Annotated in this window: 16 protein-coding genes and 1 pseudogene; 3 read left to right on the forward strand and 14 right to left on the reverse strand. The window is 63.4% G+C overall.

Annotated features, from left to right (window positions below; genetic code table 11):
• Positions 1-2 precede the first annotated feature (2 nt).
• Genes NKJ32_RS22030 through NKJ32_RS22045 form a run of 4 tightly spaced genes read right to left on the reverse strand, consistent with a single transcriptional unit; the run spans position 3 to position 3617 of the window.
• A complete protein-coding gene (locus NKJ32_RS22030) occupies positions 3-803 on the reverse strand; it encodes a nucleotidyltransferase family protein (protein ID WP_352828932.1) in 801 nt (266 codons plus the stop codon).
• Positions 803-1906 (reverse strand): CgeB family protein, encoded by a 1104-nt coding sequence (locus NKJ32_RS22035; protein WP_352623181.1) that lies wholly within the window; start codon positions 1904-1906, stop codon positions 803-805. The genes NKJ32_RS22030 and NKJ32_RS22035 overlap by 1 nt, the downstream gene beginning before the upstream one ends.
• 14 nt (positions 1907-1920) lie before the next feature.
• Positions 1921-2517 carry a histidine phosphatase family protein gene (locus NKJ32_RS22040; protein WP_352593693.1) on the reverse strand — a complete coding sequence of 199 codons (597 nt, stop codon included), beginning with the start codon at positions 2515-2517 and terminating at the stop codon, positions 1921-1923.
• On the reverse strand, positions 2514-3617 hold the full coding sequence (locus tag NKJ32_RS22045) for an inositol-3-phosphate synthase (RefSeq protein WP_352593691.1): 1104 nt from the start codon (positions 3615-3617) through the stop codon (positions 2514-2516). The genes NKJ32_RS22040 and NKJ32_RS22045 overlap by 4 nt, the downstream gene beginning before the upstream one ends.
• A 159-nt stretch (positions 3618-3776) precedes the next feature.
• Between NKJ32_RS22045 and NKJ32_RS22050 the strand changes: the two genes are divergently transcribed.
• A complete protein-coding gene (locus NKJ32_RS22050) occupies positions 3777-5609 on the forward strand; it encodes a hypothetical protein (protein ID WP_352593689.1) in 1833 nt (610 codons plus the stop codon).
• On the opposite strand, the gene NKJ32_RS22055 is transcribed toward NKJ32_RS22050, so the two are convergent.
• Genes NKJ32_RS22055 through NKJ32_RS22095 form a run of 9 tightly spaced genes read right to left on the reverse strand, consistent with a single transcriptional unit; the run spans position 5546 to position 14823 of the window.
• On the reverse strand, positions 5546-5839 hold the full coding sequence (locus NKJ32_RS22055; protein WP_031211608.1) for a hypothetical protein: 294 nt from the start codon (positions 5837-5839) through the stop codon (positions 5546-5548). The genes NKJ32_RS22050 and NKJ32_RS22055 overlap by 64 nt on opposite strands.
• Before the next feature lie 24 nt (positions 5840-5863).
• A complete protein-coding gene (locus NKJ32_RS22060) occupies positions 5864-6910 on the reverse strand; it encodes a UDP-glucuronic acid decarboxylase family protein (RefSeq protein ID WP_352593688.1) in 1047 nt (348 codons plus the stop codon).
• 23 nt (positions 6911-6933) lie between these two features.
• Positions 6934-8043, reverse strand: coding sequence for a CgeB family protein (locus NKJ32_RS22065; protein ID WP_023676130.1), 1110 nt, complete (start codon positions 8041-8043; stop codon positions 6934-6936).
• Positions 8040-9134, reverse strand: coding sequence for a CgeB family protein (locus tag NKJ32_RS22070; protein WP_023676129.1), 1095 nt, complete (start codon positions 9132-9134; stop codon positions 8040-8042). The genes NKJ32_RS22065 and NKJ32_RS22070 overlap by 4 nt, the downstream gene beginning before the upstream one ends.
• Positions 9131-10261, reverse strand: a complete 1131-nt coding sequence (locus tag NKJ32_RS22075; protein WP_023676128.1) for a CgeB family protein — start codon at positions 10259-10261, stop codon at positions 9131-9133. The genes NKJ32_RS22070 and NKJ32_RS22075 overlap by 4 nt, the downstream gene beginning before the upstream one ends.
• Positions 10262-10263: 2 nt before the next feature.
• On the reverse strand, positions 10264-11367 hold the full coding sequence (locus NKJ32_RS22080; RefSeq protein ID WP_023676127.1) for a glycosyltransferase family 4 protein: 1104 nt from the start codon (positions 11365-11367) through the stop codon (positions 10264-10266).
• Complete coding sequence (locus NKJ32_RS22085; protein ID WP_023676126.1) at positions 11352-12644, reverse strand: TIGR04295 family B12-binding domain-containing radical SAM protein; 1293 nt, start codon at positions 12642-12644, stop codon at positions 11352-11354. The genes NKJ32_RS22080 and NKJ32_RS22085 overlap by 16 nt, the downstream gene beginning before the upstream one ends.
• Complete coding sequence (locus NKJ32_RS22090) at positions 12641-13720, reverse strand: NAD-dependent epimerase/dehydratase family protein (RefSeq protein WP_352593686.1); 1080 nt, start codon at positions 13718-13720, stop codon at positions 12641-12643. Before NKJ32_RS22090 ends, NKJ32_RS22085 begins: the two co-directional genes overlap by 4 nt.
• Positions 13717-14823: an NAD-dependent epimerase/dehydratase family protein gene (locus NKJ32_RS22095; protein ID WP_352828935.1), complete on the reverse strand. Its 1107-nt coding sequence runs from the start codon at positions 14821-14823 to the stop codon at positions 13717-13719. The genes NKJ32_RS22090 and NKJ32_RS22095 overlap by 4 nt, the downstream gene beginning before the upstream one ends.
• Positions 14824-15078: 255 nt before the next feature.
• Between NKJ32_RS22095 and NKJ32_RS22100 the strand changes: the two genes are divergently transcribed.
• Positions 15079-15351, forward strand: coding sequence for a hypothetical protein (locus NKJ32_RS22100; RefSeq protein WP_023676123.1), 273 nt, complete (start codon positions 15079-15081; stop codon positions 15349-15351).
• A gap of 406 nt (positions 15352-15757) precedes the next feature.
• On the opposite strand, the gene nadE is transcribed toward NKJ32_RS22100, so the two are convergent.
• Positions 15758-16591: an NAD(+) synthase gene (gene nadE, locus NKJ32_RS22105; RefSeq protein WP_352828937.1), complete on the reverse strand. Its 834-nt coding sequence runs from the start codon at positions 16589-16591 to the stop codon at positions 15758-15760.
• Positions 16592-16976: 385 nt separating this feature from the next.
• On the opposite strand from nadE, the pseudogene NKJ32_RS22110 reads away from it, so the two are divergent.
• A pseudogene (locus NKJ32_RS22110) lies at positions 16977-17662 on the forward strand (IS630 family transposase); the annotation flags it as partial.
• Between the last annotated feature and the right edge of the window lie 165 nt (positions 17663-17827).

The following is a 17827-nucleotide window of genomic DNA, read 5'->3' on the forward strand; positions in this document are numbered from 1 at the left end:
GGCTAGCCTCCTTCGCCTGCGAGGACAGGGACGTGCTGGTTGCCGGGCAGCGTAATGGCGACTTGGTCGTCCTTGGTACCGGCGGCGCTTTCAAGCAGGCGAAGTGCGGTGCGGTAGCCGTTGAAGGTGCCGACGTCGACATAGGCGGTGCCAGCCTTGATGCCATAGGCATCGCCTCCGGCGGCGAGATAGGCATTGACCAGCGTGCCGATATATTCGTCGCACCGGTCCCGTTCCCGCCACAGCGCGGCGAGCTGGTGAAGGGTGCGGCCGGGCATCTTGAACGCACCCCAGATCCAGTTCGATTGGGCATTCTGCTGCTTGACCTGGATTTGCTTCACCCGGCTGTCCTGGTCGACAACGACGGCGTCGAAGAACTCCGGCTTGTCCACCGGAAACAGCAGGAAGGACAGGCCGTCGTCCGGGAGGGCAAGGAAGCCGTCTTCGGGAAACCAGATCGTATCGGGCAACCCGACCAGAACGGTCTCATCGGCTGTGACGAGCGGTGCGGCACGGAAGATGGCGTCGCAAAGGCCGACCGGAGAGGGCTGCACCACAAACAGCGCAGTCGCGTCGGCATAGCCGGCAGAATAATATTCGAGGATATCCGACTTACCCGAGCCGATGACGAAACATATCTTGTCGGCCCCCGCGCGCACCATGCGGCGCACCAGGTATTCGCTGACCGCGCAAGGCCGCTCGGTGTTGCCGTCGATGCGGCTGCCGACCGGCAGAAGCTCCTTCGAAAAGCCGAGCGGCTGGATGCGGCTTCCCCGTCCGGCTGCGGGCACGATGCCCAACATCAAACTGCCTCCTTCAACGGCTCGCCATGCGTGGAGCCGTGCAGTGCATCGGACAGGATGCGGTCGAATTCCTTCGCGCGCCGCGCCGAGGTGTGTTCGTCCAGCACCCGCTCGCGCGCTCGGCGGCGGATAGCGTCAAGCTCGGCGTCGGACAGGTCGAGCGCGGCGACCACGTCGTCGGTGCTGTTCGCCACGACGATCTCTTCGCCGGGCCGGAAAAAGGACTCCAGTCCCGGCCATGTGTCGCTCACCATCGCGGCACCGCAAGCGGCGGCTTCGAACAGCCGGCCGGAAGGACACCAGCCCCTTTCGGCCATCGCCTCGCGGGTCACGTTCAGCGTCAGCCGTGATGATGAAAAGAAGGCGGGGTGGTCGGCCGGCGGCAGATGCCGGACGAAGAAAATATTGTCGCTCCACGGGAATTCCTGCGGATATTGTGCGCCGCCAATGATGAAGCGGCGCTCCGGCAGGCGCGCAGCCGGACTGACCAGCAGCCTCTCGACCCCGGCCTGGCGGTCTGCCGCATAGGTCCCGAGATAGGAAAGGTCGCCGGCAAACTCCGGCCTGGGCGGGGCGGGCCGGTGTCGCTCTGGATCGACATGGCCGTAGAGCGGCATGACGCGGCGCGCACCCAGCATCGACCTCAATGCGTCGATCGCGGTTCCTCCCGTGTAGCTCAGCACGAGATCGAAATCGCGAAGCCCTTCCGGCCCGAAATAGGCCGGAGGCTCACCCTGTTCGATCCGCGCCAGCGTCACCGGCGTATCCAGATCGTAGAACACCTTCAGCCCGCGACAGGCCTGGTGGGCAAGGCGCGACGCGCTCACGGCATCGGGGCAATAGGAGGTGACGATGACCACATCGGCCTCATTCATCGCCTGCTCGGCAACGCGCTGGATGTCCTCCCAATCCTGATAAAGGACGAGGTTGCCGCCATCCAACTGGTCGAGGTCGCGCGTCCCGGCATAATAGGGAGTGTTGCGTTCGAAGAAGGTGATAGACCAGCCCAGCCCGGCCATCGCCCGGATCAATCCGCGCCACAGCGTGGCGTGCCCATTGCCCCACGACGATGTCACGGTAAGACCGAAAATGACCATGCGCATCCGGCAATTCCTCGTCAGGCAGCTTCGTTGAGTCTGATCAGCTTCGACCCCCAGTCCCCCCAAACAACCGTGGTGATCGACGCTGGGTCGATATCGAAGCGAAAGCAGTTTCCCAGCGACAGGCCGAGCACCTTGCACACGGTGGCCTTGATGACGTCGGCATGGCTGACCAGTGCGACGCCCTGGTTCTGGTAGGTGCCGCGGACCTGCTCGATCAATGAGACGACGCGTTGCTGCACGTCCAGCATGGTCTCGCCGCTCGGTGTTCTCGCCTGCTGACGGTGGTCGTTCCACACCCGCCAGTCGGCATCCTGGTTCAGCTCTTCGAAGGTCTTTCCCGACCAGGTGCCGAAGTCGATCTCATCGAGTTCCTCGCGGATCACGATTTCACCGGCATTGCAGGCAAGCGCGATCGGATTGGCAGTCTCCTGCGTGCGTTCGCGCGGGCTGCAGAAGATTGCCGCTATCGCCTCGCGTGCCATGCGGTCTGCCAGATGCGAGGCCTGTGCCTTGCCGGCTTCGCCGAGGCAAACGCCCGCCATCCGTCCGGCAAGATAACAGCCGACATTGTCGTGCGCGGCGTGGCGCACCAGAAAGAACGTCGTCGTCATTCCGCGGCATCGAGCATCGGCTCGTCCTTGCCGGCGATGAAAGAGAGCGTGCGCTGGCGGGCTTCCGCGTCGGTGAACTGCTCGGGCGGCGATTTCATGAAATAGCTGCAGGGACCGGTCAGCGCGCCCGCGATACCGCGGTCGAGCGCCAGCTTGGCGCAACGCACCGCATCGATGACGACGCCGGCCGAATTGGGCGAATCCCACACTTCCAGCTTGAGCTCGGCATTCAGCGGCACACCGCCGAAGGTCGTGCCTTCGACCCGGATATAGGCCCACTTGCGATCGGTCAACCACGGCACATGGTCGCTCGGCCCGACGTGAATGTTGCCGGGCTCCAGGGGAACGTCGATCTGGCTGGTGACGGATTGCGTCTTTGAGATCTTCTTCGATTCCAGCCGCTCGCGTTCCAGCATGTTGAGGAAGTCGGTGTTGCCGCCGAAATTGAGCTGGTAGGTGCGATCGATGCGCACGCCGCGCTCGCGGAACAGGTTGGCGAGCAGACGATGTACGATCGTCGCACCGACCTGGCTCTTGATGTCGTCGCCGATGAGCGGCAGGCCGTGCTGCTCGAAGCGCCGGCGCCACTCCGGCCGCGAGGCGATGAAGACGGGTATGCAGTTGACGAAGGCACAGCCCGCCTCGAGCGCGCACTCGGCATAAAAGCGCGTTGCCTCCTCCGAACCGACAGGCAGATAGGACACCAGGATTTCGGCGCCGCTTTCGGCGAGGATCTTGCTGATGTTGGCGACGGGTTCGTCGGCCTCCTGGATCTCGTCGCGCAGATATTTGCCGATGCCGTCCAGTGTCGGCCCGCGTTCGACGCGAACGCCGGTAGGCGCCACATCGGCAAAGCGGAAAGTATTGTTCGGCGCGCTGTAGATCGCGTCTGCCACATCGCGTCCGACTTTGCCCTTGGCGACATCGAAAGCGCAGACCACCTCGATGTCTTTGACATGGTAGCCGCCAAGATCGGCATGCATCAGCCCGGGGATGGGCTCATCGCTCCTTGCGTCACGGTAATAGGTGATGCCCTGAATAAGGGAGGAGGCGCAGTTGCCCACGCCTACTATTCCGATCCGAACTTTCTTCGATCCCACGAAACCGCTGCCTATGCTGTTGAAGGTAAGTTCTTCGTGCCAAACCACCTGCCTCGCTGATTGTTCCTTGCCGGCTGCAAAAATCGTGCAACCGATGGTGGATCAAAGTAGCGCTCGCCGAGTTGTGCAGCTGGGAGTGAGGCCAACCGGGACGGAACAATGATCGTCTATGGCGACCACAAGCGAATTGAGAGCGCGCGATATGTTCGCGGCTCGGCCTGCGAAGCGGCCGGGCACATTGCGGATATGCCAAGCGGGATCGGACGGCACGCAGCCCTGGTCGGCCTGTTCATCAAGATCTCGGAATTGGTCCAGGGCCTTGCCGATGCTGAATTCGAGGCCAACGGCATGGACAGGAATTCCCGACAGCGGATCGCGGGCGCAAATCTCCTGGTCGGCTTGGCCCGGGACGTGGGCAGATCGTGGGCGGCCGGATTCGCCATCGACGGCCCGGTCGATGCCGAAGTGCCGCGAATGCTGGCCGAACTCGATTGCGATGGCGAAATCCTCATCGGCACGGCCGAGGGCTACGCCCATTACGCGCTCTATCCGGAGAGCTATTTCGTCGCCGCACGGCAGTCGGGTCTCGATGCGAACACATGCGTAATCGGCATCCGCAGCATCGGCCTGGGATTGGCAGCGATGGTGGCGGCAGCCATCGGCGCGCCGGCACCCGTCAGCGTCCGTCCGACCGGTCATCCGTTTCGCAGGCGGCTTGCCGCCGATCCGGAACTGATCGGCGGCTGGAGGACAAGGCCATCGGCCCATTTCGCTGTCGTCGATGAGGGCCCGGGCCTGTCCGGCAGCTCGTTTCACGCAGTCGTCGCATGGCTGCAAAGGCTGGGCATCGATGCCAGGCGCATCCATCTGTTCCCAAGCCATTCGGCTGGCCCGGGCCCCGAGGCATCGACGAACAGTCGGGAGGCATGGACGGTTTGCCAAAAACACAGCGTGGATTTCGAACGGACTTTCCCCGCTGGATCCGCTGTCCCGACGTTGCGGGATTGGGTGGCCAGGACGATCGGCAGCACAGCGGCCAGCCTGACCGAAATATCTGGCGGAGAGTGGCGTCGCTTTCGAGACAGGACGGAGGAACATTGGCCACCTGTTCACCGCGGCTTCGAGCGGCGAAAGTTTCTTGCTTCTGCGGGCCGGGAAAAATGGTCGGTCAAATTCGTCGGCCTCGGTGAAATCGGAATGCACAAGGCCGAGACTGCCAGGAGGCTGAATGACGCAGGCTTTGGCCCGGACATCGCCGGGCTGTGCCATGGCTTTCTCGTTGAACGCTGGATCGACGGTACAACGCTGGAGCGGGCAAGGCATTCGAAAGAAAAAATGGTCGCTCATCTCGCGCGCTATCTGTCCTGGCGCGCAGCCAATCTGCCCGCCTCCGAACAGGGCGCCTCGCTGGAGGCGCTTGCCGACATGGCCGTGCGGAATACAAGTGAGGCGCTGGGCGAAAGCCGCGCGGCGGAGCTGCAGACCTGGTTCTCGAAACAGGCTCCGCCCAAGACCATGCAGCGGGTCGAGATCGACGGGCGGCTTCATCCGTGGGAGTTCATCCTTTCGCGCGGTGGAAGGCTGGTCAAGACGGACGCCCTCGACCATTGCCGATCGCACGATCTGATCGGCTGCCAGGACATCGCCTGGGACATTGCCGGCGCCCGTGTCGAGTACAGCCTCTCCGACGCAGCGACTGCGGCACTGTGCAAAGCTGTCGAGGCGACTACGTCTCGTCCCGTCGATGCCAATCTGGTCCACTACTACGAGCCCTGCTATCTCGCCTTCCAGCTTGGCTTGTGGAGCATGGCTGAGCGATCGGGCGATGATCGGGAACAGATCCGGCTGGCGGCCGCGGCAAGACGTTACGCTGCCGCGCTGCTTCGTTTCCTGGAAAGCCAAGGCGACCTGCCGCCGCTCGAGCGGGATCAGTCCAGCCGGCGAAGCATATCCGCTTCCTTTTCGAGGATGGCCGCTACCTCCTCGCGCTGAAGATGCGTCATCATCAGGCTCACACAACATTCCAGATAGGTGATGGAGGCGCGCCGCAGGAAGGCAGCCGTCTCCTTTGCGGCCATTTGTTCGATGTCTTTGGCGGATCGCTTCGGATGCACAATCGTCTCCATGCCGGTACCTTGGCAGAACCAGAAGCTGGACGGGTTGTTCCCGCGACGAGAAAAAGTGACCAAATCCGAGACGACGGCGCTTTCCGTCGTGACCAAGCAGCGGCCAGACGCTCCCCGCCTTCAGGCCGGCAGATTTTGCAGCCGGCCTGATGCAGAACGCACGGTGGCGGCAATTCGACGTCTTCCGTCGATCATCTGCGCCGTCTCAAGCTCGGCAAAATAGCCGATTGTGCGCACCAAACCCTGCCTGAGCGGCACTTTTGGCGACCAGCCGAGAAGCTTCCTTGCGCGGGAAATGTCGGGTTGCCGACGACGAGGATCGTCTTGCGGCAGCGGCAGGAATTTCAAGCCCGATTTGGTTGCGGTCATGCCTCTCACCAGGCTCGCCAGTTGCAGGATGGTGAACTCCCCCGGATTGCCCAGATTGACGGGCTGGCTCGGATTGGGATTGACCTCCATCAACCGGATCAAGCCGTCGACCAGATCGGAAACGTAGCAGAACGACCTGGTCTGCAGCCCGTCGCCGAATATCGTCAGCGGCCGTCTCTCGAGTGCCTGCATGATCAGATTGGAAACGATCCGTCCATCCGCAGGATCCATCCTGGGACCATAGGTGTTGAAGATGCGCGCTACACGGATATCGGTTTTTCCCATTCTCAAATAATCGAAGCACAAGGTTTCGGCGGTGCGCTTGCCTTCGTCATAGCAGGCGCGGGGGCCGATGCAGTTCACGTGGCCGACATAGTCTTCCTTCTGCGGATGCTGTTCGGGATCGCCATAAATTTCGCTGGTGGACGCCTGCAGGAACCGGGCGCCATTGCGGGCGGCGAGCTCCAGCAGATTGAGCGTTCCGATGACGCAAGTCCGCGTCGTATGGACCGGGTCGGCCTGGTAACGCGGCGGCGAGGCCGCGCACGCCATGTTGAAGATGCGGTCAACCGGTTCGCCAAGCTCCAACGGTCGGCAAATGTCTTGCTTGATCAGCCGAAAATCCGGACGATCGGCGATCGATGCTATGTTCTCCATGCGGCCGGTAAGGAAATTGTCGACGCAGATCACGCGCCAGCCGGCCTGGAGCATTGTCTCGCAAAGATGCGAACCGAGGAAACCTGCGCCGCCGGCGACAAGCACGGTCTTGGTCCGTTGCGCCTTTCTTGATAGCTGCATCTCTATCTTCTCCCGTCTGCGGGTCATGCTGCGCTCTCGACGTCCAGATCGAGAACAGAACGTGGCGATTTGGCCTGCGCCAGCAGCGAAACGAATTCGCGGGCTCTTGCGATGCTTGTGTGAGCTGCGAGGATGAGCACGCGCGCCTGCCTGGCCATGGCAAGCCGGGCGCCGTCGGATTCCCCAGACAGGATACCGATTACGTCCTCGGTCCTGCGCGCCGTGTGGATCGTCCGCTCTGGAAACAGGCTGTCCAGTCCGGCCCAGCTATCGCTGATGATCGCCGTGCCGCAGGCGGCTGCCTCGAAGAGGCGCACGCTGGGCGACCATCCGGCCGCGATCATGGAACTGCGCGTGACGTTCAACGTGTAGCGTTGGCGGCTGTAAAAGGCGGCGTGATCTGCCGGCGGCAGGTGTTCGATGCGATCCACATTGTCCGGCCAGGCGATTTCGCGCGGATATTGCGAGCCTGCCACGACGAAGCGGCGCTCCGGCATGCGACGCGCCGGTTCGAACAGCAGGGCCTCTAGCGTCGCCTGGCGGTCGGGGCTGTAGGTGCCGAGATAGCCGAGATCCCAGCGGATTGGATCACCGGTTCCGTGATGCCGTTCCGGGTCGACGGAGCAGTAGAGCGGCTCGGCCCGCCTCGCGCCGAATTCCGCCGTCAGACGGGCAAGCGTCGGCCCGCCGGTGAAGGAGAAGTAGACGTCGAAATACGGGACCTGCCGCCTGGCAATGTACTCGCAATCATCGGTCGAAAGCTTTGCCAGCGTGATCGGCGTGTCGATGTCGTAGAAGCAGAACTGACCCGTGCACAGCGATGCCACGACGTCGATGATTTCAGGGCCTTCGGGAACGAAGGAGCCGACGACCACGATATCGGCATCGCGCAGACAGCGCGCAAAATTGCGGCGAAGATCATCGATCGTTTCATAGTAGCGCAAGGCGCAGAAATCGGGATCGCGCAGATCCCGGTGACTTGCGTACCACGGCACGTCGCGTTCGAGAAAAGTGACGCGGTGGCCGAGTTCGTGGAGACCTTTAAGCAGCCCCCGAAAGGTGGTGGCGTGGCCGTTTCCCCAGGATGAGGAGAGCGACAGGCCAAGAAAGACGATGTCGAGCGGCTTTGTCATTCGGCCGCCTCCACGGTCGGACGCTCGAAATGGCGCCTGAAGATGGCGTCGGCTAAAACGGCACGTGTCGTGTAGGTATGTTCGCCAAGCACGCGCCGAAGCGCCGATGTCCCGATCGCCTTAGCCCGTTCGGCACTAAGGCTTTGCATGATCTCGGCGACGTCCTCGCCATCGCGCGCGACCAGGATTTCCTCGCCGGGTTTCAGGAACAGGTCCACGCCGAGCCAGGCGTCGGTGATGAGGCATGCGCCGGCGCCCGCCGCCTCAAAAACGCGCGTCGCAGGTGAAAAGCCATTGGCCGCCATGCTGTCGCGGCTGATGTTCAGCACCGCCTTGGCCGTGACGTTCAATGCATTGTGGTCGCGCGTGCCGACATGGCCGAGCCATCGGACATTGGCGGGCATCTGCTTGTCGCCCCAGCCCGATCCGCCGAGCAGGAAGCGCTGATCGGCGGAGCGGCCGGCCGGGTCGAGGAAGAAGGCTTCGACGCGCGCCTCGCGGTCCGGCAGCCGGTTGCCGAGAAAGGCGAGATCGCAGGCAAAGCGCATGTCCTTGCCGACCGGATGATGCGTTTCCGGATCGAGCGCATTGTAGATCGGCACGCATTCGGCCGCCCCCATTGCCCGATAGGCCCAGACCACCGGGTCGCCGCCGCCATAGGTCAGCACGAGGTCGATTTCCTGCAGCGCGCGATGCAGCGGATGGTCGGGCTCGTCGCGCAACTGGCCAAGCGTCGCCGGCGCATCGACATCCCAGAATACGGTGAGCGCACCGGCACGGGCGTGATCGAGCACCGCCCGCAACAGCGCGTCGTCGGCGAAACCGACGCCGCTCGCCTTGACGACGATATCTGCCTCCGCCGCCCGCGCCGCCACCTGCATCAGCGCCTGTGGGGTCGCCTCATAGACGACGACGGCACACCAGTCCGGCGCCTCGATGTCGCGGTTCTTCTGGCGATCGTAGACATCGGGCTCATAGAAGGTGATGTCATAGCCGAGCCTGGCCAGAGCCTTGAGCAGCCCGCGGTAATAGGTGGCCGCGCCGTTCCAGTAGGACGACAGCAGGCTTGACCCGTAAAATGCAATCTTCATTCGGCGGCCTCCGTTGCAAGAATCGTGTCCGCGGCTTGGCGGCGCCCGCATTCGGCGAGCACGCCGAACAATTGATCCGCCCGGTGCCGGCATGTGTGCCGCAAGCGGATGGTCTCGAGGCCCGATGTCGCCAGAGAAGCGGCGAGATCCGCGTCGTGCAGCACGGCGCGAAGATGACGCCGCATCTCGGAACCGTTGTTTGCAAACAGAAAATCTACGCCGGGCCTGAACAGGCGTTCGACATCGGACCACGGCGCCGAAACGAGCGGGATGCCGCAGGCGAGCGCCTCGAACATGCGGATGGTCGGGATGCCGGGCAGGCTTTCGCGGTATGGACGCCTGGGGATGTGCACTGTGATGCGGTTTGCTGCAAACGCCTTCGGCACGTCGGCGTTGGCGATCCAACCTTCGTAGCGCAGGCCGGCGGCCGCAAGGTCGGCGAGCGCTTGCCGTGGATAGCGAACGCCGTGGACAGTGCCGCTCAATCCGAGCTCACGCACCGGCTCGACCAGGAATTCCCTGATTTCGGCGCTGCGCTCGTCGTCGCCCCAATTGCCGATCCAGATCAGGTCGGCGCAGCGCTCGATTTCAGGATGGGGCTCGAACAGATGGTCATCGGCTGCCTCGTGCCAGGTAAAGACCCGCTTGCCCCATCCGGCGCGAAGATAGCTTTCCCGCAGCGCCTCGCCGAAGGCGAGCACGCCGTCGTAATGTTCAAGCTGCAAGGCAGAAATCGCTTGCGTGGCCGAGATGGCGCGATGGTGCGTGTCGTGGAACAGCAGCGTGAAACGGCCGCCAGTTGCTTTCGCCTTGCCCAGCCGCGCAACAAGGTCCGGCTCGGTCCACTCATGCACGATCACCACATCGGCATCGGATATCCAGGCTTCGTGGTCGAAAGCGGCATCGTAGGTCACCGGCATCAACTCGGGGAAATCCTTCCGGAATCGCTCGATCGCGAAGGACCCTTTCTCGGCTACCAGGTTCGACCGGCTCCAGCCGTCGGCGGGTTCCAGCGCGATCGCCTGGTGCCCGCGCGCGACCAGCTCGCGCATGATGCCGCGCAGGAAATGTGCGTTGCCGTGGTTCCAGTCGGAAACGATCGAATGGGTGTAGAATAAAAATCGCATAATCAATTATCCGCCATGGTGGCCAGGGCCGCCTTGTCGTAGACGCCGCGCATGGCGGTCGCCTGCCTTGCCAGTGAAAATCTGCGGCTTCGGCGCGCCGCCGCCTCACCGAGTTCTCGCCGGCGCTGCGCGTCATTGCAAAGGCCATTGATGCAGCTGGCGAGATCGCCCGGATCGCGCACGTCGTAGAACAGGGCCGCGCCGTCCCACAGTTCCCGGTAGGTCGCGATATCGGCGAGCACCAAGGGCGTTGCCGACATTGCGGCTTCCAGCGTGGCCAGGCCGAACGGTTCGTAGAGCGACGGCGATACGAAGATACCGGCCCGAGCCATCAGCGAGCGCACTTCCTCATGTGGCACCGGCCCGAGGGGAACGGCGCCACTGAAGCCAACATGCTGGCCGTCCGGCCCTTGCTGCGAGCCGGCGACGAAGACCGGCCATTGCGTCAGGGAGGCGGCCTGGTCCAGCACCGCCGCATTCTTTCCTTCGTCCCACCAGCGCGCGGCGGCGAAAACGACCGATTCCCGTCTTTCGCTCTTCGCGCCGGGCCGCGCCCCGTTGCCGACGACGCTCAGGCGCGCGATCGGCCCGTAGCAGGTTTCGAGCATGTCGGCATGGCTGCGGCTGGGCGCAACGACCATTCCTGCTTTGTCGAGACCGCGCCGGTTGCGGTCCTTCTGCCAAGCCCATTCGCCGTCCGCCGCCTGTCCCTTGACGGCGTGGAACCATGTCACCACGCAGGAATGCGACACCGCCACGACGGGGCAGGGCACGTCGAGCCCCGCGGCCTGCGTCGGCGCGTTGAGATGGACGATTTCGACGGCGTAGTCACGTATGAGCGGGTGCAGCTCCTGCTGCAATGTGTCGAGGTCGTGCTCGTTGCGGGTCATCCAGTCGGGCGGCGTGTTGAGCCATGTCAGCGTTGCGAATGACTGGGCCTCCTCGGCCTGCTGCCTGGACGGTTCCGGACCAAGCCCGGCAAGCACGACGCTGTCGCCGCCGGCGACCAGTTGCCTGGCCAGATCGAGCGCATAGCGCCAGACGCCGCCAACCGCATCGACAGTCATCAGGATACGCCGCGGCCGCGGGCTCAGTGTCCGCAACATGTGGCCTCCAATTCGGCCAGCGGACGCGGCCGCTTCTCCTGGATGTCGCTGAACGTTCGGAAGGATGCGAGATAATGTTCATGCGCGCGCTCCCAGGCGAGATCGTCCGGCTCGCCCCAAAGTTCGCGGTAGCTCGGCGAACTCGGATAAGGATAGAGCGGCACCGGTTCGTTGGCCCAAACGCCGTTGTCGATCAGGTGCTTCCGCCAATAATCGACGAGCGCGGGATCGTCCTCGACCACGCCGATCAGATTGGCCTGCACGAACGGCACGTGGCGCCTTGCGTCGACCAGCAACGCGGCCAGCTCCTCGGTGCCCAAACGGCAGCGTTTTGCCAGCATGGCGCGGCCTTCCACCGTCAGGCTTTCGAGGCCCGCCTCGATCGAGACGCAGCCGGCGGCACCGAGCAGCTTCAGCAATTCCGGCTTCCAGAGGTCGATACGGGTCTGCACGCCGAACTTCACATCACGATCGACCAGCGCCTCCAGCAATGCCTTTTGCGGCAGGAAGATCTCGTCGATGAAATAGATGTAGCCGACGCCCTGTGCGATCAGCCGGTCGATCTCGGCGATCACTGCTTCGTGGTTCCGGCGGCGATAGGCATCGCGGAAATCGATCTTGGCGCAGAAACTGCAATTATACGGGCAGCCGCGCGACGCCTCGACCTCCGCTCCAAAGCCGACCTGGTCGTCGTCGAAGCGGTGATGATGGTGCGAATGGGCGGCAATCCAGTCTGATGGCCATTCGAGCGCTGGGTGATCGATGAACGAGCTCGCATGCACGCCGCCGTTCGAGACCAGTTCTCCATCCTCGAAGTGGGCGGTGGACGGCACCGCACTCCAGTCGTCGCGGCGGGCAAGTTCCGCGACCACTTCCTCGCATTCGCCGCGCACGACGATGTCGACGCCAAGCTTGCGCAAAGTCGGCGTCGGCGTCGCCGAGCCATGCGGCCCGACGGCGACGGTGCGACCGCCGCGCCCGGCAAGATGGTTGAGGAAATCGGCCGGCACGCGCAACTCGGGCGGTGCGCAGCGCCAGAACAGGTAGGTCGGCGCGGTGCTGACGATGGTCATGTCAGGCTCGAATGCGGCGACGCGATCGGCGAGCGCGGCGTTGTCGAGCTTCTGGATCTGCCCGTCCAGCATCAGCACCTCGTGGCGGGCTGCTTCGAGCAGCGCTTTCGAATAGCCGAGTTCGAGCGGCAGATGCGGCTGGCGGCAGCCGAAATAGATGCTGTCCTGGTACGTCCAGGACGGATTGACCAGAGCGACCCTCATGCCACGTACCTCGCCGGTTCGGGATGCGGGTCGAGGCGATGACGCTGCAGCCAGTCGGCGAGGTCGCGGATGCCGTTTTGCCACGGGACGTGCGCTTTCCACCCCAGCGCCGCCTCGATCGCGCGCGTGTCGGCGACGAAGAACGGTTGGTCGCCGGTGCGTTCGCGGTCGTAACGAATCGGAACGTCCCGTTTCGTTATGTCGCGAATCTCCTTCAGCAGCATGCGCAGGCTGACGGCGTTTTCCGGTCCGCCGCCGAGATTGAATGCTTGGCCCTTGATCGCCTCGATGCGGTCGAGCACGGCGCGATAAGCCGCGACCGCGTCGGCAACATGGAGGATGTCGCGCACCTGCTTGCCATCACCGTAGATGGTGATCGGCCGGTCGGAGAACGCGTTAAGCAGGAAATGGGCGACCCAACCCTGATCCTCCGTCCCGAACTGGCGCGGTCCATAGATGCAGCTCATGCGCAGCACCGCCGTCGGCAGGTCGTATGACTTGGCGTAGTCGAGGACATACTGGTCCGCCGCGCCCTTGGAGCAGCCATAGGGCGTGCAGAAATCGAGGCCGCGCGTCTCGTCGACGCCGTGCGCTCGGACGCCCGCGTCGCGAGGCGCGTATCTGCCGTCTTCTTCGCGCATAGCAAGGTCGGCGAGGCGGCCATAGACCTTGTTGGTGCTGGCGAAAACGACGGGGATGCGCTTGCCGCTGCGGCGAGCGGCTTCCAGGACGTTGAACGTCCCGCGCAGGTTGATGTCGAAATCCTCGTCCGGCCGAACCAGGCTCGTGGTGACGGCGGTCTGCGCGGCAAAGTGGAAAACCGCCCTCGAGCCTGCCACCAACGGCGTGAGCGCCTCGGCGTCACGGACATCGGCGATTTCGACAGCGAGGCGGTTGCCGTGCTTTTGCGTCAGCCATTCCAGGTTCTGTTCGATGCCGGGACGGCTCAGATTGTCGATGACCAGCACCGGCTCGCCGTCCGACAACAGGCTGTCGGCGAGGTTCGAGCCGATGAAGCCGCTGCCGCCGATAATGGCGACGGGCGCTTCGCGAAAATTGCGTGAATCCGGTCTCATGATACCAGCCCTCGCGCTTCGAGTTCCCGCTTCATCTCGGCGCTGCGATCGATGGCGACCGTGTTACGCACCCAGGCGACGAAATCGCCGAGCGAATGCTCCAGCCGGTGCTGCGGCTGGAAGCCGAGCAGTTCGCGCGCCTTGGAGATGTCGGCAAAGCAGTTGCGGATATCGCCGGAGCGTGCCTTGCCGAGGATTTCCGGCTGGCGCCCAGGCACGCCCATCGCTTCGGCGAGCAGCCGGGCGACCTCGCTGACCGGGTAGGCCCGCCCGCTGCCGATGTTGATGACGTGGCCGCGCGCCTGAGGCTGTTCCAGCGCCAGCCGGAAGGCGAGGGCGACATCGCGTACATGAACGAAGTCGCGCTGCTGTTCGCCGTCTTCGAAAATCAGCGGCCGCTGGCCATTGGCGATGCGCGAGGCGAAGTTCGCCAACACGCCGGTATACGGGTTGGAGAGTGCCTGTCCGGCGCCGAAGACATTGAACAGGCGCAGCGCCACCGCATCGACGCCATAGGCTTCGCCGAAGATCAGTACGGCGCGTTCCTGGGCGTATTTTGTCAATGCGTAGATCGAGGCGAGGTCGACCGGTTTCTGCTCGTCGGTCGGCAGCGGCAACAGGACTTCTCCTTCCGGCGACAGGGGATTCCATTGGCCGCTGCGGATGTCGTCCAACTGCCGTCTTGCATTGTCGATGCGCTGGCCGTCCGGCGTGGCATAGAGACCCTCGCCATAGACGCTCATCGACGAAGCAACGACGATACGTTCGATCGGGCGTTTGATCAGCACTTCCAGCAACGTGGCGGTGCCGAGGTCGTTGGCGCCGACATAGCGGGCGATCTCGTACATGGACTGGCCGACGCCCACTTCAGCCGCCAGGTGAATGATCGCGTCGACATCGTCGACCGCCTCTGCGATGGCGTCGCGATCACGAACGTCGCCTTTGATCAGCTTGGCGCCTGGCGGCAGGCTGATTGCCTCGCCGCCATGCACCTGGTCCAGCAGCGCATCGAGAATTGAAACCCCATAGCCATGTTCAACGAGTTCCTGGGCGACGTGGCGGCCGATAAAACCGCAGCCTCCCGTGACCAGTATACGTTTCACGACAACTCCTCATACGAATGGCTTTGCCGCCCCAAACTTCCGGGCGAAAGGTTTGTTCCCTTGCTTCAACAAAGTTCAGGAGGCTCGCCGGGGTAGGTTCAACCAGGCGTGGGAACATCGAAGGCTGCTTGGTGTTAGGAGCCATGTTCGACCAACCGCGCACATGCCGGGCAGCGATGCATCTGCTGGTTGTGTGGAGGCAGACCGGCAACGCGGGGGTCTCGCGGTCTGCGGTGGAATCGAAGGGAGATTGCGATGTCTGAATCGAAGACGACCACCGATCACGACGAAATCCGCCGTTGGGCCGAGGATCGCGATGGGCGGCCGGCGGTGGTGCGCACCAAGGGCGAGGGCGGCATACTGCGCATCGACTTCGGCGAGCCTGAAGAGACGTTCGAGCCCGTCGAATGGGACGAGTTCTTCAGGATCTTCGATGAGAACGAACTGGCGTTCCTCTACCAGGATGAGACCAGCGGCGGAAAGACTAGCCGCTTCAACAAGTTCGTCGAGCGCAGCCGGAAAGGCTAACATCGTCTAGTACCCCTGCATGTCGCGTTGGCCGCAGAACTATTCGAGACGACGGAAGCGATCGAGCGCGTCCTCGTCATAAGGGATGCCTCCCAACTCTCGGGGTGCGCCGAGGCTAGACTTCGCCTGGAAAAGGCGACGACGCGCATCATCGACTATGGCAGCGGCGACCTCACGCAAGAACCCTTTCACGTGAGGATCGTGCTTGCAGATGGCGTCGCCGCCTACGTCGGATCGGCCAACCTGCTCAGGCGCTCGAAGGTAGCAAACCCGAGTGCGGAATGTTATCGAGGGTCCGGCTGTTCATGCCGTCAAAGTGCTCGTCGATGCGGTTGCCAACATGGCGGAAGCAATCTCCACGAGGTGCTGACCACGAAACGGTATCATGGAACTATTGCCAATGCCGTCATGGCGAGAGTGTTAGCGCAATCGCTGTCACCGGAAGCGCGCGCTTATGTGCCGTGCTGGAATGCACATGAAGAATCCGCGTCCGCGCGGCCTCGTCGATTTCCTTGCCTTCGAGGAAATCGTCGATCTGTTCATACGTGACGCCATGGGCATCTTCGTCAGGACGAAGCGGGACAAGGTTCTCCAGGTCGGCGGTCGGGATCTTGTCGACGAGTTCGGGCGGAGCGCCCAGATGCGCGGCCAAGGCTCGCACCCTGCGTTTGTTTAGCCCCGAAAGAGGAAGGATATCGGCGGCGCCGTCGCCGAACTTGGTGAAGAAGCCCATCAGTGCCTCGGCCGCATGGTCGGTGCCGATGACCAGTCCTCGGCTGGCGCCGGCGAGCGCGAACTGGGCAATCATGCGCTGACGCGCCTTGATGTTGCCAAGCAAGAAATCCTCGCGGCCTGCGTCGCCGAACTCGACACCAGCCCGCTTGATCGAATCTAGCATTGCGTCGGCAGCCGGCTTGATGTCGACCCGATGCACTTCGTCCGCCCCTATGGTGTCCAAAGCCCGCTGGGCGTCGCTCTCGTCGGCCTGGTTGCCATACGGGAGCCGAACGGCCAGGAATTTGGCGTCGTATCCAGCCGTTCGCAGTTCCTCAACGGCCCGTTGAGCCAGAAGGGCCGCGGCAAGTGAATCCACCCCGCCGCTGATCCCCAGCACATAGGTGCTGAGCCCCGATGCACGCAGATACGTGCCGAGAAATTCGATACGCCGGCGTGCCTCCAGCGCGACGTCAACACTGGGAGCGACACCCAACGCGTTGATAATCATTTCCTGTTCGGTCATTGGCAGTGGGTGGTCCTGATATCACAGCATTCCGTCTAGTACCTCTGCACAGAGGATTCAATTGGTTCGATGGGTTGTAGCCGGGGAAGCCTATCGGGTTCGACAAGCAATTCAATGCAGCGCGCGAGGCTGGTTGCCTGCGGATCAATCCAGCGCGCTCAAGGGCGAGCACCATCTGATGGACGGAAGGTGCGGTGACGCCGAAGAAGCGCTGCATGTCGCGTTCGGCCGGCGCGCGACCGTTTAGCAGGCCGTAGATCCGGATGAAGGCGAGGTACTGGCCCTGCTTTTAGCTGAAGCAGGGTCGGTCTGGCGGCCGTCCGTCAACTAATTGATTCATTTTCTGATTCTTCCGGAACCTCCGCAACCGAAGGAGGCCTTCCGGATGAATGTACGCTATCGCGTCGATCTCGACCAACCCGAACGCGACGAACTCACAGCCATGCTGGCAGGCGGCAAGCATCCGGCGCGCAAGCTCAAGCGGGCGCAGATCCTGCTTGCTGCCGATGCCGGCCGCAGTGACGAGACCATTGCCACAACGGTGGCGGTCGGCGGCTCCACTGTCTACCGCACCAAGCGCCGCTTCGTGGAGATGGGCCTGGAGGCGGCGCTCAGCGAAGAGCCACGCGCAGGCGCGCAACGCAAGCTGACGGGCAAGGAAGAAGCCCTGCTGGTGGCACCGCCTGCTCCAGTCCGCCGCCGGGTCGGGCCCGTTGGACACTGGATCTGCTGGCCGATGCGTTCGTCAACCTGACCGAGCACGAACAGCTGTCGCGCGAGACGGTGCGCCGGCGCCTGGCCGAGAACGATCTCAAGCCGTGGCGCAAGGACATGTGGTGCATTCCAAAGGTTGACGCGGAGTATGTCGCGCGCATGGAGGATGTGCTCGACCTCTATGCCGAGGCACCGGACCCGAAGCGGCCGGTGGTGTGCTTCGACGAAAGCCCGACCCAACTCATCGGCGAGGTGCGTCAGCCAATCCCGGCCGCGCCGGGAAGGCTGGAGCGCTACGACTGCGAGTACAAACGCAACGGCACCGCAAACCTGTTCGTCTTCCTCGACGCGCATCGTAAGCGCTGTTTGCCTCGCACCTTGACCACGACGCCGTTGTGCCGTTTCGAAGACTGCCGCTGTGACGGAGATGGCAACAATGCGCCAGGGAACGAACCCGCTCGCGGGAGGGGCGCGGGGTTTGAGGCGTGAGCTTTGTTGGCAGCGTCGGTGAGGCTTTAATCG

The sequence above is a fragment of the Mesorhizobium sp. M0159 genome (genome assembly GCF_040322295.1).
Taxonomy (GTDB): Bacteria; Pseudomonadota; Alphaproteobacteria; order Rhizobiales; family Rhizobiaceae; genus Mesorhizobium.

Bases quoted from the DNA above. Each gene is read 5' to 3' on its own strand.
- NKJ32_RS22090 (WP_352593686.1), bottom strand. From the start codon at position 13,720: ATGAGACCGGATTCACGCAATTTTCGCGAAGCGCCCGTCGCCATTATC.
- NKJ32_RS22065 (WP_023676130.1), bottom strand. From the start codon at position 8,043: ATGACAAAGCCGCTCGACATCGTCTTTCTTGGCCTGTCGCTCTCCTCA.
- nadE (WP_352828937.1), bottom strand. From the start codon at position 16,591: ATGACCGAACAGGAAATGATTATCAACGCGTTGGGTGTCGCTCCCAGT.
- NKJ32_RS22085 (WP_023676126.1), bottom strand. From the start codon at position 12,644: ATGAGGGTCGCTCTGGTCAATCCGTCCTGGACGTACCAGGACAGCATC.
- NKJ32_RS22070 (WP_023676129.1), bottom strand. From the start codon at position 9,134: ATGAAGATTGCATTTTACGGGTCAAGCCTGCTGTCGTCCTACTGGAAC.
- NKJ32_RS22035 (WP_352623181.1), bottom strand. From the start codon at position 1,906: ATGCGCATGGTCATTTTCGGTCTTACCGTGACATCGTCGTGGGGCAAT.
- NKJ32_RS22100 (WP_023676123.1), top strand. From the start codon at position 15,079: ATGTCTGAATCGAAGACGACCACCGATCACGACGAAATCCGCCGTTGG.
- NKJ32_RS22040 (WP_352593693.1), bottom strand. From the start codon at position 2,517: ATGACGACGACGTTCTTTCTGGTGCGCCACGCCGCGCACGACAATGTC.
- NKJ32_RS22060 (WP_352593688.1), bottom strand. From the start codon at position 6,910: ATGCAGCTATCAAGAAAGGCGCAACGGACCAAGACCGTGCTTGTCGCC.
- NKJ32_RS22080 (WP_023676127.1), bottom strand. From the start codon at position 11,367: ATGTTGCGGACACTGAGCCCGCGGCCGCGGCGTATCCTGATGACTGTC.
- NKJ32_RS22050 (WP_352593689.1), top strand. From the start codon at position 3,777: ATGATCGTCTATGGCGACCACAAGCGAATTGAGAGCGCGCGATATGTT.
- NKJ32_RS22075 (WP_023676128.1), bottom strand. From the start codon at position 10,261: ATGCGATTTTTATTCTACACCCATTCGATCGTTTCCGACTGGAACCAC.
- NKJ32_RS22030 (WP_352828932.1), bottom strand. From the start codon at position 803: ATGTTGGGCATCGTGCCCGCAGCCGGACGGGGAAGCCGCATCCAGCCG.